16 protein-coding genes are annotated in these 15,081 nt (G+C 43.0%); all 16 read right to left on the bottom strand.

Annotated features, from left to right (window positions below; all coding sequences use genetic code 11):
- Positions 1-2 precede the first annotated feature (2 nt).
- The 16 genes from KIV41_RS20445 to csrD all read right to left on the bottom strand — a co-directional run bounded on the left by KIV41_RS20445 (position 3) and on the right by csrD (position 14,914).
- Positions 3-437 carry an MSHA biogenesis protein MshP gene (locus KIV41_RS20445; protein ID WP_171358566.1) on the bottom strand — a complete coding sequence of 145 codons (435 nt, stop codon included), beginning with the start codon at positions 435-437 and terminating at the stop codon, positions 3-5.
- A complete protein-coding gene (locus tag KIV41_RS20440; RefSeq protein ID WP_285337589.1) occupies positions 427-1,215 on the bottom strand; it encodes a PilW family protein in 789 nt (262 codons plus the stop codon). Before KIV41_RS20440 ends, KIV41_RS20445 begins: the two co-directional genes overlap by 11 nt.
- Positions 1,215-1,793: a prepilin-type N-terminal cleavage/methylation domain-containing protein gene (locus KIV41_RS20435; RefSeq protein ID WP_252041216.1), complete on the bottom strand. Its 579-nt coding sequence runs from the start codon at positions 1,791-1,793 to the stop codon at positions 1,215-1,217. The genes KIV41_RS20440 and KIV41_RS20435 overlap by 1 nt, the downstream gene beginning before the upstream one ends.
- Complete coding sequence (locus tag KIV41_RS20430) at positions 1,790-2,257, bottom strand: type II secretion system protein (RefSeq protein WP_285337588.1); 468 nt, start codon at positions 2,255-2,257, stop codon at positions 1,790-1,792. Before KIV41_RS20430 ends, KIV41_RS20435 begins: the two co-directional genes overlap by 4 nt.
- A 114-nt stretch (positions 2,258-2,371) precedes the next feature.
- Positions 2,372-2,596, bottom strand: coding sequence for a type II secretion system protein (locus tag KIV41_RS20425; protein ID WP_285337587.1), 225 nt, complete (start codon positions 2,594-2,596; stop codon positions 2,372-2,374).
- 67 nt (positions 2,597-2,663) lie between these two features.
- Positions 2,664-3,170: a type II secretion system protein gene (locus KIV41_RS20420; protein WP_285337586.1), complete on the bottom strand. Its 507-nt coding sequence runs from the start codon at positions 3,168-3,170 to the stop codon at positions 2,664-2,666.
- A gap of 238 nt (positions 3,171-3,408) precedes the next feature.
- Positions 3,409-3,870, bottom strand: coding sequence for an MSHA biogenesis protein MshF (locus KIV41_RS20415; RefSeq protein WP_285337585.1), 462 nt, complete (start codon positions 3,868-3,870; stop codon positions 3,409-3,411).
- 3 nt (positions 3,871-3,873) lie between these two features.
- The gene (locus KIV41_RS20410; protein WP_285337584.1) at positions 3,874-5,094 is read right to left on the bottom strand and encodes a type II secretion system F family protein; all 1,221 of its coding nucleotides are present in this window, start codon (positions 5,092-5,094) and stop codon (positions 3,874-3,876) included.
- An 8-nt stretch (positions 5,095-5,102) separates the two neighbouring features.
- On the bottom strand, positions 5,103-6,827 hold the full coding sequence (locus tag KIV41_RS20405) for a GspE/PulE family protein (RefSeq protein ID WP_285337583.1): 1,725 nt from the start codon (positions 6,825-6,827) through the stop codon (positions 5,103-5,105).
- Complete coding sequence (locus KIV41_RS20400; RefSeq protein ID WP_285337582.1) at positions 6,824-7,921, bottom strand: lipopolysaccharide assembly protein LapB; 1,098 nt, start codon at positions 7,919-7,921, stop codon at positions 6,824-6,826. Before KIV41_RS20400 ends, KIV41_RS20405 begins: the two co-directional genes overlap by 4 nt.
- Positions 7,906-8,751 carry an ExeA family protein gene (locus tag KIV41_RS20395; RefSeq protein WP_285337581.1) on the bottom strand — a complete coding sequence of 282 codons (846 nt, stop codon included), beginning with the start codon at positions 8,749-8,751 and terminating at the stop codon, positions 7,906-7,908. The genes KIV41_RS20400 and KIV41_RS20395 overlap by 16 nt, the downstream gene beginning before the upstream one ends.
- Before the next feature lie 36 nt (positions 8,752-8,787).
- Positions 8,788-10,455, bottom strand: a complete 1,668-nt coding sequence (gene mshL, locus KIV41_RS20390) for a pilus (MSHA type) biogenesis protein MshL (RefSeq protein WP_082038786.1) — start codon at positions 10,453-10,455, stop codon at positions 8,788-8,790.
- Positions 10,456-10,475: 20 nt separating this feature from the next.
- Entirely contained in the window at positions 10,476-10,808 is a 333-nt protein-coding gene (locus KIV41_RS20385) for a hypothetical protein (RefSeq protein ID WP_045391541.1), read from the bottom strand.
- A complete protein-coding gene (gene gspM / locus KIV41_RS20380; RefSeq protein ID WP_285337580.1) occupies positions 10,801-11,451 on the bottom strand; it encodes a type II secretion system protein GspM in 651 nt (216 codons plus the stop codon). Before gspM ends, KIV41_RS20385 begins: the two co-directional genes overlap by 8 nt.
- Entirely contained in the window at positions 11,448-12,896 is a 1,449-nt protein-coding gene (locus KIV41_RS20375; protein WP_252041223.1) for a PilN domain-containing protein, read from the bottom strand. The genes gspM and KIV41_RS20375 overlap by 4 nt, the downstream gene beginning before the upstream one ends.
- 2 nt (positions 12,897-12,898) lie before the next feature.
- On the bottom strand, positions 12,899-14,914 hold the full coding sequence (csrD, locus tag KIV41_RS20370; protein ID WP_252041224.1) for an RNase E specificity factor CsrD: 2,016 nt from the start codon (positions 14,912-14,914) through the stop codon (positions 12,899-12,901).
- Positions 14,915-15,081: the final 167 nt, after the last annotated feature.

Below are 15,081 nucleotides of genomic sequence, written 5' to 3'. Positions count from 1 at the left end.
CGTTAATCCTTAATCCATATCTCTTGTCTGCGTTCAACTAAGTTAATTCCATTACCACATCGCACTGCCGCCTCAACTCGATAGAACACTTGATTATCAAGTTTTTTATCGCCCCCGTTGCATTCAAGACGAACCAAAGTACATTTTCCAAAATTGATTTCTTTTACAATTTCAGTGAACTGGCCATCAACGTCATCGCGGCAGTTACTCCCTACTGAGGGATCGGCTTCCCCCAAAGGATATATTTCTGTTAAAGCCCACTCTGTTGCCGATTGAGCAAGAAACCATGCCTGCGTACCAAGGAACTCTTTCGTAACGAGGGTTTGATTTGACCAATTTATCTTGGTGATCGACGTCGCCATATAACCCATAACAACAATAACGAATAAGCTAACAATAAAAACGTTGCCCTTTTGGTGTTTATTTTTATGGGACATTGAGTACCTGCACATCTTGTTGATAAACACTCTCCTCTCCATTTTGTTCAAAGGCAAATTTTAGATAAACAATGCCGCCAATCTGTAGGCTAGTGTTGGTATAATTAAAGGCACTCTTCGAAGCATCAATATCTTCAACTGGCACACCATTTCTTGTTAGCAGGCCACTGTCATTCGGTAAGACAGGCTGTACAATACAGTACCGAATCGCAGAATCTGGTTTATACAAATAAATACGAGCAGCAATGGATTGACTCGCTAATGGCAAAGGCAGAGCGAAACTATAAAACTGCGCGTTACCGTCATCATCGTCGCTGTGTATTGATAGATCACTATCAATAGAAAAACTGTTCCAAGATACGGTACCAGTGGGGGGATTAAACAAGTCTTCATAGCGCGTTGGATTAATAACGAACCTTAAATTTTCAGCGCTTTTTATCGTTCCACCCGCAACTTGCTCGCCAGTAACAAATAGCAAATTTGAAGTTCCAGGCTTCTCAAAGTAATACCCCGAGTTATAAGTCGGAACAAACTCCAAACACTCCGAACCACCAGAATTAGTGATACGGAAACTATTTGGAACTGCATGTCGAATTTCGCGCGAGAGTTTTTCCAAGACAAATTGAGCTTGGGTTTGAATGCGTTGCCGTGAGTTTGCATCGACAAAACCTTTGACACCGACTTGCACATACCCTGCAATCCCTAGCATGATAATACTACCGATAACGATAGTGACCACCATTTCAATAAGCGTAAAACCTTTACTCTCAGCTCGCATTAGTAATTACCTCTGTAGCCAAATAGAGACATAACTTGTGCGTTACTCGCAAAGATTTGTAATTCAACACGCCTCATTTTCGGGATAGCTTCGCCGTTCACATCCTTTGTTTTTTCAGTCACAGAAACCTGTACACGAAAGTTTTTGTATGTGTCATTGGCACTCAAACCGATTACATCTTGCAAAGCGTATTGAGGCATGCCGGCTGGGCAATCTACTTTTGTTTCGCTAGTAAACCAACAACCGATATAATCATCGACATCATTAAATGTGGCAGGGGTTGATTCACCATCATCTGTGTCAGCTTTGAGTTCTGAGCAATCCGGCGCACCTTCTTCACCACAGCGTAGCCAACCGCCATTGATATCACTATTGTGGTCAAAATTACGCGATAGTATTTGAGACATCATACTTTGCCCCAGAGCGACCGCGCGAGATTGATAATGTGAGCTAGAAGCCTCTTTTATTGGAGGGATGAGGGCAGAAGAAAAAATGGTCATAGCGATCCCCAACAAAACAATCGCGATGATCATCTCAATCAGAGTCATACCCAATTGCTCTTTTGGAAATCTTTTCATGAGCAAGTTCTCTTTTCTACATAACCTTGCGAATTAATATGTATCGAACATGTTTTACCACTACCATTCTCTGTAATTTGAATCGTAGGTGTCGCACCACTTGGATTTCCCAATAAATTAAATTCAAGCTCTAGATTAGGAGAGAATGAAACCCCATCTGGCATAAACCAGTCACTTCTTGATGCAGTTTGAGACGAACATGATGCTTTTGAACCAATGCACTTATTCGTTACGTTTAAGATAAAGTCATTTTTGTCAACGATAGTAGTATCGCTAAGGTTGGATTGCATGCGATTGACTTGTACCTGACGAATAACCGCAATTGCCTGATCCTGTACCGCTGCAGCAGGAATACCCGCGCTTAGATAGCGACTGGCCGCATACAACGATACAACAGATAGAATAACGATCACCATGACCAACTCAATAAGAGTGAATCCCGATGAAATATGGCGAGCTTTCATAGGGGCAACCTTACTTCACGACAAGCGATTAAATTATAAGCAAAAAAAGGGAGGGATATTGGGTAAAGATCACACTTTTATATTAATTTGTGAGCACATTGTTAATTGTGAGAATTAGTTTTTACTTCTGCCCATTTCTTCTTCAATACGATCATAAGTCTGTTTATTACTCAGCGTTTCAGATACATGCTCTGCTGTTTGCTTGGTTTGCTCCCACTTCGCTTCGTAGGTTTCTGGCTCAAAGCTGATAAATCTTGGCAATACCACATAACCAACCACACCTAAGATAATCAGTACAACTAAAGACTCTATTGCACTAAGACCTGATGATTTATGCATATGTACCATTCCAAGATTAATCACAATAAAGAGATAAAGGCCAGCCTAGCTGGCCCTTTCAACAAAACTAGCACTTATCGTCAGCAATTACCGTTTTAGCTGCTGTAGCTGCTGTTTTATCTGTTGCTTCAATATACGCAACATAACAACCAGATGTTTTAGAGGTATCTGTTGGAGCATCTACATCCAGTTTCCATCCCGTAGTATCTCGGCCAGAGAATGTAAATGCAGTGCTTGCGTTCGTAAGTGAGAACTCTTTCCAGTCATCAGCCAAACCAACTACCGCTGTTTTTAGGCCCTCAGCCGTTGGGTAGCCAAAAGTTATTTTAATCCCTTCAACATCTGGCTTAGGAGATGCCGAAGCTGCATCGATAGTTTCCTTGCCATCAACAGCCGCTTTGCCATAAGTGATCCCTGCTGCACCATCAATCGCTCCTTTAAGGCCTTGAAGCGAAGCTTTACGAGCATCATCTTGTAAGTTTAGGAAGCGTGGAGCAGCCGTTACCGCTAGGATACCTAGGATCACAATTACCACCACAAGTTCGATAAGGGTAAAACCACCTTGTCTTTTCATTGTTTCTCTCTCTTTTATGTAAACATGCAGAGTGACTGCAACGTTAAGGTCACGCGACCATTTGTGTTATTGCCTAGTTAGTGCAGAAGATTAGAAAATTACTCACTAGTTAAGCGAAATCTGAAATAATAAACTTGCACTGTCTAACTGGATAATTAGTTTACAAATTTCCAATTTTTAATACGAAGTTATTATACCGAATTAGCGTCTCATTTATAGCACTAAAGTGTCAAAAAAATCACTTTGCCGAGTTTTCGACATCAATTTGCAAGCTATTTGTATTGAAGGTCACTAATACTAATTGATTATTTGAATACCTATACAAGCAAACATACCCATCACCTTTGGCTATCCTACTAATCTCCAACAAATTGGCAGTCATTATCTTACGTTGAGGGTAATGCACCGTCAGCCAACCGTCACAATCCAGTTGTTCATTATCATCCAGCGGTAACACTAATCCCGCTTCCGTCATTCGCAGCATTGCACCATCAACCTCAATGGAGTCAGGCTCTCCTTTCATTAACCAAATGCTTCGATAACGATTAACACTATTTAGCATCCAATTTTTGGCTAGACTCGCCCCAGTACCATCTAATTCTTTCTGCAAAGGAGCGATGCTTGCAGGTAATGTTACCAATACGACAACGACAAATACTCCCCAAAGAATAAGCCTTGCACCGGATTGGTTTTCAATCACACCTTAACCTTTAATAATGTCTAACATGCCCCACATAGGCAAGAAGATACCTAGAGCTAAAACCATAACCATACCCGCCACAATAACCAAAAGTAGTGGTTCTATTCGTGCTGTTAAGGTCTTGAGGTCATAATCTACTTCTCGATCATAAAAGTCTGCGACTTCGAGCAATAATTCATCAATTCGACCCGTTTCTTCACCGACAGCAATCATCTGAATAACCAGCGGTGTAAAGATTTTACTATTCACTGCCGTCACAGAAATGGTGCTCCCCGCTTCAATGGAGGATTTCATCTCAATAATTCGATTCTCTAGGAACTTATTGCCCAGCGCCTCACCGGCCAAAGCCAATGATTGGTTCAGCGGCACACCTGACTTAAGCATCAGTGAAAAAGTTCGAGAAAAACGAGAAAGCTGAGCACGATTGACGATATCACCGACAATTGGGACTCTCAGTCGAAACTTATCAAATTTTTCTCGCCCATCTGCGGTAGCGATCCAAGCACGAAAGAGCAAGAAAGCTCCTATCATCAGAACGAGCAGCAGTCCCCAATAGTGAACAAAGAAATTAGACGTTGCGATCAGTACACGAGTTGGGAGTGGCAGCTCAACACCGAAGCGAGTGAACATGCCCGCAAACTCCGGGATAACAAAAATGTTCAAAATAAACATCGCAATAGTAATGAAGACAATGACAAACGTCGGGTAGCGCATTGCCGCTTTAATACGCTTACGAGTCTCTAACTCTTGTTCGTAGTAATTGGCGAGCTGCAATAAGGCTTGGTCTAAACGACCGGTGTTTTCACCCACATTGATCATGGAGACAAACAAAGGGCTGAACACTTTGCTGTGCGGCTGCATTGCGGCTGATAATCCGCGACCATTACTAAGCTCAGAGACAACATCTTCAAGCGCATCTTTTAATTGTTGATTTTCACAGTTTTGTAATAGACCACGCATAGAGCGAAGCAGTGGAACCCCAGCTTTAGTTAAACTGAATAACTGGCGACAGAACAGAATAATGACTTCAAGAGGGATCGCAGGTACAAGCAATTTAGATAAACTAAAGCTACTAGCATTAGATGCCTTTCTTAACTGAATATTTAGAGGAATAACCCCTTTATTCATTAATGCTTCCGCAGCTGCCTCTTCATTAACGGCATCAATCTTACCTTTGGTCGCGGATCCGGTCAGTGTTCGACCTTGATAACTGAATGTTGGCATCTAATCACCTACATTAAGATTGCATCTGCTTTACCAGATGAATCGCCTTCACCAAGCGCCATCACTTCATCAAGGCTAACAATACCTTTCAAAGCCAGCTCCATAGCGGAAGCTAATAGGGGCTTATAGGATGCGGATTGACGCGCCGCTTGTGCAAAACCTACCGCATCATTCGCACGTAACTTATCCATCATCTCGTGTTCTAATTCCAACATTTCAAACACGCCGATTCGACCTCGATAGCCGGTTAAGTTACAGTTCTGACAGCCTTTTCCTTTATGAAAAACAGCATTTAACTGATTAGGGAAACGTCCTGACAACCACTGTTGCCGAGACTCGTCGACAACATCTTCAGTCTTACAATCAGGGCAGACTCGGCGAACCAATCGTTGAGCAACAACCGCACGAACTGCACTTGCAACAAGATAGCCAGGTGCCCCCATATCTATCATTCGTAAAGCACTGTCTACTGCATCATTGGTATGCAGCGTGCTCAAAACTAAGTGGCCTGTTAACGCTGCACGCAAACCAATCTCTACCGTTTCTTGGTCTCGCATCTCACCAACTAAGATGATGTCTGGATCTTGACGAAGGAAAGTACGTAGTACTCGTGAGAAAGTAAGATCAATTTTACTATTGATCTGTACTTGTGTAATACGTGGTAAGCGGTATTCCACAGGGTCTTCTGCAGTAATGATCTTCTTACCCGGTTCGTTTAACTCACTTAATGCACCGTATAGCGTTGTCGTTTTACCCGAACCCGTTGGGCCAGTCACTAAGATCATGCCATGCGGGCGAGACAACTGACGGCGCAAACGAGCAAGTAAATCAGCAGGTAAGCCCGAATCTTCTAGTTTTCGTAGACCTGAAGACTGGTTAAGCAAACGCATTACCACAGATTCGCCATATTGCGTTGGCAGCGTCGACATACGAATATCGATGGATTGACCTCGAACCTTAATGTTAAAGCGACCATCTTGCGGCAAACGCTTTTCAGAAATATCTAGGTGTGCCATCAATTTAAGGCGTAAAACTAAGGCTGATGCGACATTGACTTCATTTAGGATGGTTTCATGCAAAACACCATCAACACGCTGACGGAGACGAAGCACTTTATCATCTGGCTCAATATGAATATCAGATGCACCCACCTGCACGGCATCTTCAAACATTGAGTTAACCAACTTAACAACCGTAACTTCTTCACTTTCCGTCTCTTCAATACCATAATCAAACACATCAACATCCTGATGCTCGGCTTGAAGCTGTTCGGCGAAAGAGGCGATTTCCTTAGTTCGGCGATAATAGCGGTCAAAGCTTTCCACCAATTGTCGCTCAGAAGCAATAATAAACTCTAAAGCGTATTCACCGAGCAAGTTCATTAACGATTCTTGAGTGAACAGATCCGCAGGATCGCTCATGGCAACTCTTAACGTATCACCGTTTTGTGCAACCACCATGGCACGTAGACGACGAGCATGAACTTCCGGTAAAAGTTGCACCGCATCGGCATCAATAGGTGCACGACTTAAATCAATGAGCGGTAAACCCAGCTGCTGGGAAAGGAAGTTCAACATTTGCTTTTCAGAAATAAACCCCAAAGCAATCAGGGCATCACCTAACTTTTGCCCTGTATCATGTTGGCTGGCAAGAGCTTGCTGTACTTGCTCTTCTGTTACAATGCCTTCTTCAACAAGCAGGTCACCAAGACGCTTCCTTAATTGAATTTTCATTCTGCTCCCTCCAGCTGCTTCAAGATACTCAGTCTATCTCTAATAAATGCTTGTGATTGATTAGATACGCCCACTTTTCCTAATGCTTGCTGGTAGGAGTAGACCGCTGCTTTGATTTGGACTTTACGTTCTTGCTGAATGGCTAACCCAAGCCACCAACGGGCATTCTCAGGCTCTCTTTGCGTTAAAAGCTGATAACTTTCTAACGCGAATTCCGTTTGCTTCTGCTTTTGAGCCAAAGCAGCTCGCATTGCCAAATAATCTCGAGTTGGGTTATCTGGCATAAACACTAATGGACTCAATGCCGCTTCAGGCTGGTTTGCTTTCACTAACAACTTGGATAATGCAAGCCTTAGTGGCTGGTTATCGTTGTCTAACTTAATACCAGCCTGAAGGATCTCGTACGCCTTTCTGGTATCACTTTTACCAAAATATAATGCCGCTAGTTTTTGTCTCGCTTCAATATTCGATGGCTCATACCGCAGCGCTTCTGCATAAGCGGCCATGGCTTCTTGCATATCATTTGAATCCATCGCTTTACCAGCACGATTCATAGCTTTAGTAGCGAGTTGTTGATGGCTTAGTTCCACCTGCTCAATATGCATCGAGCTCGCTTCATCAACGACTTCTAGCGGCTCACTGTGCAGCGTCGCTGGTTCTGCTATTGATTGATTATCTTCTGCCACCACTTTTTTAGGCGTAGAAGCAAGAGGTTGAGGAGAATAAATTTCTTCGGTCGCTATCTGCTCTGATTGATTAGAACGAACATGAGCCACTTCAATGTTTTTTGTAGCTACAACATGCTGGAATTGGGGCGTTGTTTTGGTTGTTGGAGAGCTGGCCTCTACATTTGACACCTTTTTAGCTGCAATATCTGCTCCTGCTAATGCCACTTCATTAACGTTGTCCGGCGTAGGCGCTTGAGAGACGGCCCACCCTCCGATAGCCAAACTCATGGAAAAGCCCGCGATTAACCATAGCCAGGGCTTTCTGTTAGCAACAACCGGAACTTCCGCTCTTGATAGCTCAGGTTTATGCTCCTTCTCTGCGAGTTCAGATAAAGCTTTGTTAATTGCACTCAAGATCGGCTCCATCCCCAGAATATCGGGGTCTTAAACTTTGGTTTACAGGCATCAAGGGTGTCATGCATTGCCGCGTAAACGTGTTGATTCTTAATTAATGTACAGCGGTCATTAAACGCCGTGAGTAATGATTTATGGCAAATCTGATTAATTAGCCTAGGAACCCCAGAAGCAGAACGCCATATTGCTTTTTTCTGCTCAATACTAAAAATGTGCGCCCCATTTCCCGCTTTATTAAGTCGGTTGTCCATATAGGCCACGCCTTCATCTAAGTTGAGAGTACGTAATTCACAATTGAATGTGATGCGTTGTCGGAACTGCCGCAAATTGTGACTTAACAGGCGCTCCTCAAGCTCAGGCTGACCAAACAAAACCAACTGGAGTAGTTTGTCTTTCTCGGTCTCTAGATTCCCAAATAGGCGCAGAGTTTCTAATGCTTCAAAAGACAGTGCTTGAGCTTCATCAACAATTAAAACGGTTCTTTTTCCTACTGAGCGAATACAGATCAATCGTTCTTGAATAAGCTCCACAACATTTAGCGGATCAGCATTTTTAATTCCAAGCTCTCTAGCCACCGCTAGTTGCAATTGAGCCCCTGTAAGCGCAGGGTTTGGCAAGTAAATCAGCTCGACATCATCTTCAATTTGCTCAATCAGCTTTCGACAAACCATGGTTTTGCCTGTTCCCACTTCCCCAACCACTTTTATGACCCCTTCTCCCATATCAATCGCTGCGATGATGGTTTGAATGGATTCATAATGAGGAGCTAACCCCAAAAACAGTTCTGTATTAGGGGTTAGTGAAAATGGTTGTAAGCGAAAACCAAAATGCGATAGATACATACACTTATCAACCCACTAGTTTAAGTGTTGACTGCATTACTGCGAATCAGGGAACCACTCTTGCAGCAAGTCACGCGAGCGCTCTAGTTCTTTCTGCCATGAGTTAACGCCAACAACCGTTGGTTTTAGCAGAATAACGAGCTCCGTTTTTTGGGTAACGTCTGACGTATTTCTAAATAAGTGTCCCAGTGCTGGTATATCACCCAAGAATGGGACCTTTGATGTTTGATTCACGTTTTGTTGCTTCATCAAACCGCCAATTACCACGACATCACCACTTTTCGCTCTGATGACGGAATCAGACTCACGGACTGAACTTTTCGCCAACGGCAGTTGCACATTTTGGAACTCACCACCTAAATTGAGCGTTTTCAATTCTTCCTGAACTTCGATAACCGCTGGGTGAACATGCAGGAATACACTTCCTTTATCATCAATTTGAGGCGTTACGTCTAAAGAAATACCAGAGAAAAAAGGCGTTAACTCCACTTCAGGAACCGCATTAGAGTTCTCACCGTTTCCTGCATTGCTTGATAATTGAGTCACAAAGTACTCATCTGAACCTACTTTTATCACCGACTTCTGGTTGTTAGCGGCTGTAATTCTCGGACTAGAAAGTACATTCAAATCCCCTTGTGTAGACATAAAGCTCAGAACTGCATCGAAATTACCATCTGAGATGGTGATATTTGTTTGACCACCGAGAAGCGTGCCAATAGCATCTAACCCAGGTAAAGTTGGGATTGGAACACCAGTTCCAGGAAGGGTTCCATCAGGATATGGGCGTCCAACAGAAATGCTGCCAGATCCTCCAATCGAAGCTGATATATTTGACCAGTTGATACCTTGTTGATAACCGTCACTCAAAGTCACTTCTAGAATCTTTGCTTCTAGAATAACTTGGCGCTGCATGCGTTGTTGAGAAACACCGAGGAACTCTCTCACTTCTCGGATATCATCAGGAAAAGCTCGTACTGTAATGACACTCGCTTGAGGCGTAACAACGACACTCTGACCATTTCCGGAACCTATGAGACTTGCAACAGCTTGCTGTAATGCCGGCCAGAAATCACTTTCCGTCAACGTTTCAATGCGCGTACCGCCATTCGCAACAGTCGAGCTATCACTGCTTGAATCAGAATTGGAACTAGATTCGTCGGAATTGCTACCAGAGCTAGATGTCCCTGCAGATGCTACAGAACCAGTAACTATACTCGTCAATGAGCGGCCTGAGCGCTTAAACTGCAAATAGTCGACAGGAATCGTCACCGTTCGCATACCCGCGGGATACACCTGTAAAACCTTGCCAGATTTGACCACATCATAGCCATACATGTTTTGCACGACATTCAGCACTTCATCAAGCGTCACATCCGTTAAGTTAACAGTAATTTTTCCTCTTACTGCCGGGTGAATAGCTACGCTATACTCCGTCCCCTTTACGAGAGAAGCAAAGAAGCTTCTGGCTTCCACTGCATTAGCTTGAATTCGAAAGCGTTTTACCATGCCTTCAGAACCAGAAGCACTCGATTCAAGATCTGGCATCAAATCAGCTTCAACGGAAGAAGGGATTTCATCAAGCTGTCTGCTATTTGACTCGTTGATTGACTCGTTAAGAGCTTGCTTTACTTCTACCGGGTCTCTATGGCCCATAGAGCATCCTGCCAACGAAGCAACCACAACTGCTATCACTAATTTACGCATATCTGTTTAGGCTCTGATTTTTATTGTTTTACATTTAAACGAAAAAGCTCGAGTTTCCAATCTCGGTCACCACGCTTTAAAGTCACATATTCACTATTAATACTGGCAACACGATAACCATTTAAAGAATGCCCTTGCTCTACTATCTTATTATTAATAATGGCAATACATGGCATATCTGGCTTACACACAATACTGTTTAGTGTTGGTAATCGATACTTCCGTTTTACTGTTGAATTAGCTTGAGTTGGCTTCTCCCAACCTAGAGGAGCCGTAGGATCTTGTTCAACGGCACAAATGCTCGGCGCACTAATAGAACCGATAATCATCGCTAGAACTATTTTTTTATCCACCGATAAACTCCTCTTGAGAGCCCAAAGTGTATACTTCCAACACCAAATTAGCCTTTGGGTAATCCTCCACTTGGTAAGTGAAGTTGCGCCAATAATAACTCACCGGAAGTTGTTCAAGTTTCTTTAGATAACTGGCAATAGAAAAGTAGTCACCGCTCAACTCTAGGCGTACAGGGTGCACGTAATACCCCGAGTACTGCGACGCCTCTTTATCAGGCGTAATTGGCTCTGCTTTCAATGTATTCAAGCTGATCAAATGCACCCCTGATTGCTGCTCTAAAACACTTTGTAGCAGCTCTGCCATTTGAGAAGGTGTAATCAAGTGCTCAATGATTTGCGACAGTTGCATTGATAAGTGCTGACTCTCTGATAGTAATTGTGCAATAGCTTGATCAACTTCAGCATTGGGATCTTTCTTCAATTGAGCTTGAACACGTAACGTTTCAATTTCAATCTGTTGATTACTCTGCTTTTGGGTATTTAGTTGCCTATTGCTGCTATTTACACTATCTAACTTCGGCTCTAATACCATAGTAAACAGCAACATAACTATCGTCACGAATCCACAAGCAGCAATTAGCCCTTTCTCTCGTGCGCTTAATTCGTCAAAGCGCTCTTCTAATGAAGACCAAACATCATTCATTCTTGTGTCTCCTTGCGAGTACTCAACTCAAATGTCACTACCCCTTTCTCGGTACGACCAATCGCAACATCATCAAAGGTACGCCCTACCAAGCTAATCTCATTCTTGAATTGCCCCACCCAATCAGGTACAGCTCGAGGTGTCCTTGCGAGACCTTTTATATCAAGTTGCTCTTGGGCAATATGAATACCTGAAATAGAGATGTTGTTATTACTTAACTTCGCAAGAGAAGTCATAACACCTGAATAGCCAATGCGCTGTGAATCATCATACTTGCCTACAGCAGTTAGTGAATCTCGCTTAGCTTGAACCTCTTTTTCGAGACGAGCTTGCGCAGCTAACTTGTTAGCATCAGGCTTAAGCTTTCTCAATTGAGCGTTATAACGGTCTAGTTCTGATTTAAGAATGTCACCCTTACTTTTGGCGATATTTATTTGGTCATCAACTCCTTGATATTGCCAACTGACATAGCCATATGACAGCACAATAACTAACGCCGCTGCTGCCCAAGATATCGCAACATTTTTAAGAGTAAGCAGCCTCTTTTTAGGCTTCAGGTAGCTAGGAAATAAGTTAACTCGCCACTCAGAGACAAGTGATGCCGTATCCGCTAATACATGGCCTGATAGCTCATGCGCTTCTCCAATTAAGGCTGATACTTTGGTGCTAATTCGGTAATTTAGAGACTGCGATAGTTCGTTTTCATCCTCTTCATCACAACATACTTTGAGCTGATGTAGCTGCACATTGCGAACCTGTGAAGATAAATAGTCAATGGAGCGTTGAAGCTCTAGTGACAAACTATCCATCTGTAAATCAGTCGATGGCACCCCTGTCAACGGTGATGTTACACTTCTTATGGTACGGTTAAACATCATTGTATGTTCAACAAAGGCGCTGATTCTAAAGTGCCCCTTACATGAACGTTGCAGCAGTAGAAAATTACCCAATTCCCCTGACGCTCTTCCCCACACTTCATCTTCAGGAACGATGGTGTTAAGTGACAACTGATAACGTTCAGAAAGCAACATCAATTTATCTAATATCTTTCTTGGCAACACATAAGTTTGAACTTTCGTCGAGTTGGGTAACTCCACAGCGTCGGCAACGATGTCAATCGCTCGTTCTGATATCAACTCCTTTAATAAGAATGGCAAGGCTGACGGCCACTCTTGGCGAGGCATAGATGGCTTATCAATCTGATAGATCTGATAGAAATTGTGTGACAAGACAACTGTCAGTGAGTCATAAGAGCTAGCAGCAACACTTAAAGCCTGTTCGCACGATTTCTCCCAATTTCCATCAGAGATATCAAATCTGGCTGGGCTAGCACTTTTTGCTGACGCGGATAAATAAACAGCATCAGGCTGTATCACCATAAAGCAGGCTCTTCCACCAGCAGAAGAACCAGTAATTCTATTGAGTAATCCGTGTAGTCTTTTCATTCTTATCTATTATTTTTTCGCCAGCGATTTCTGCGCCCAGGCTTAATCTGAGCATCAGATTGAACTTCTTTCTTGGCATCAATTATTGGAAATAAACGAACTTCAGATGCGAAATAACGTCCTTGAACTCCATATATACCTAGTTCAACTAGAGCATCTAGCTCTTGTTTGCTTTCAACTCCAACTGCAATAATCCTCGTACGACTATTTTCAGCGGCTCCTAGCATGCTACGAATAAACAGTTGGTTTTCATGTCTTTGGTCTATTTTTGTCACCAAACTGCGGTGCAGCTTGAGATAATGGATGTCCACCTCTTTTAGGTAATGCGTGCTCACAATCGTACGCCCCGCTTGCCCAACGATTAGGCGACACCCCAAACCAGACAGCATTTTAGCGACTGGCCGCATAAAATCTAAGTGTCTTACAAATTGCGCCTCAACAAACTCAAAAATGAGACACTTTCGGCTCTCTGTTGACAACTGTAGTAGTTCATCCCGTAACCACTTAAAGTGTTCTCGCTGCCCAAAAGGGGGAACATTTAAATTGATGGTAAAATGGGTATCACCGTGGCTTTGTTGCTTATAATGCTGCAAAAACTGAGTCACGACAGCACGGTCCATTTGTGCCTCGTAACCAACCTGCCGGACAGCAGAGATAAATCGAGAGGCCTTCACAATCCCATTCTCTGGATCCTGAATACGGCATGTTACCTCTTCGTGAAGCACTTTTTTATGCGACGAATCACTTATTGAAAAAGCAGATTGTGCGTAGAGTATCACATTTTCAGGCGTTAATGCTGCATCAAAAAGAGTACGCCACCTGACACTACCTCGAACGTCCTCATAATGACTCAATTTCTTGAACCGACTCCAGTTATTGTTATTTTGTAATTGAGCGCTACGTAAAGCTGTCTCCGCTTCATCGATAATTTGGCTATGACGCTCACCTTCCTTGTACATCGTGATGCCAATATGGCACCAGTTATCAATGTCTAAAGGCGCTGGAGGTACTAACTTTTCGAGTTGACGAATACATTGAGATGCAAGATTGGCGACATCTTTGGCAGACTGATGCGGCAAAAACAAAGCAAAGTCAGCCTCATAATAACGAGAAAAAACCACATCAGGAAAACGCTGAACCAGATTAGAGATTAAACTCCCTACTTCAACAATGAAGTCATCGCTAGACTGCTTATCTAGCTCTTCTTGAACCGATTTCCAATCTTGAATACGCAGCAATAGGACGGCCCCTCTTGAACCACTTTCAAGCAATGCCGATTCAAGTTTGCTGTCAAAAAGGACACGGTTTGCAGTACCTGTTAACTTATCAAGAAACGTCTGCGTACGAATGAAGGTATCGAATCGACTTCTTTCTTGGCGAGCATCTTGTAGTTCCTCAATCAAGACATCTAAGGCTTCGCTAGCAGTATACGGCCACTCTCGTTCATCACCTTTAGCATATTGCTCCACTCGTCCTGCTAGGATCATACGACCACGCTCTTCCAGCATCTCTGAACCAGCTAGCTGCTCTTTCAGCCATGCTACACCACGCAGCAAGCAAAAGATGATCAATACGACAGCTAAAGTGATAGACCATAGCGCTTGCATGGAGTAGCCATAACCTAAATAAGGAGGAACCACTTTAAAATGAATGACGTAGTTTTGGTTATGAGCTAATCGATAATCTTGTTCAAACAAGATCGAAGGGTCGACATGATGTGATGTGTCTTTGAAACGATACACAACTGCATCATTCGCGAATAGAGTCATTTCAACGATGTTACTTGCCTGCAGCATCTTCGGCATCCAGCGCTGCATAGAATAAGCCGCATCAGGATCTTCCATCTCTTTGTCAACGACCTCGACAATCCCTTCTAAATAGTGATTGAGATACTCTTGTCCGAGTCGTTTGAAAGAGAGGGTGCCTCCAACAAACAAGATAAACATTGCGCATATTACGATCATAGTGACAAAAGCCACCAGTCGTGTGCTTAGCTTTAGAGTAGGGGTATACCTCATGAATACCAAATTCCTTTTCTATTCACCATATACCTTATTGAATTACTTATACTTGATAACAAAACACTAAACAATCGGATTAATCTGATTGTGAGACGCTATAGCAAAATCACCATTTTACTACGCATTGAAGAGCTAAAAATGCGATCTGATGCAGACGCTCTTCC

Source organism: Vibrio sp. D401a, from assembly GCF_030248515.1.
In the GTDB taxonomy this organism is placed as follows: Bacteria; Pseudomonadota; Gammaproteobacteria; order Enterobacterales; family Vibrionaceae; genus Vibrio; species Vibrio rotiferianus.
The sequence above is the reverse complement of the archived record's forward strand: the minus strand, read 5'-3'. Positions and strand labels throughout refer to the sequence as shown.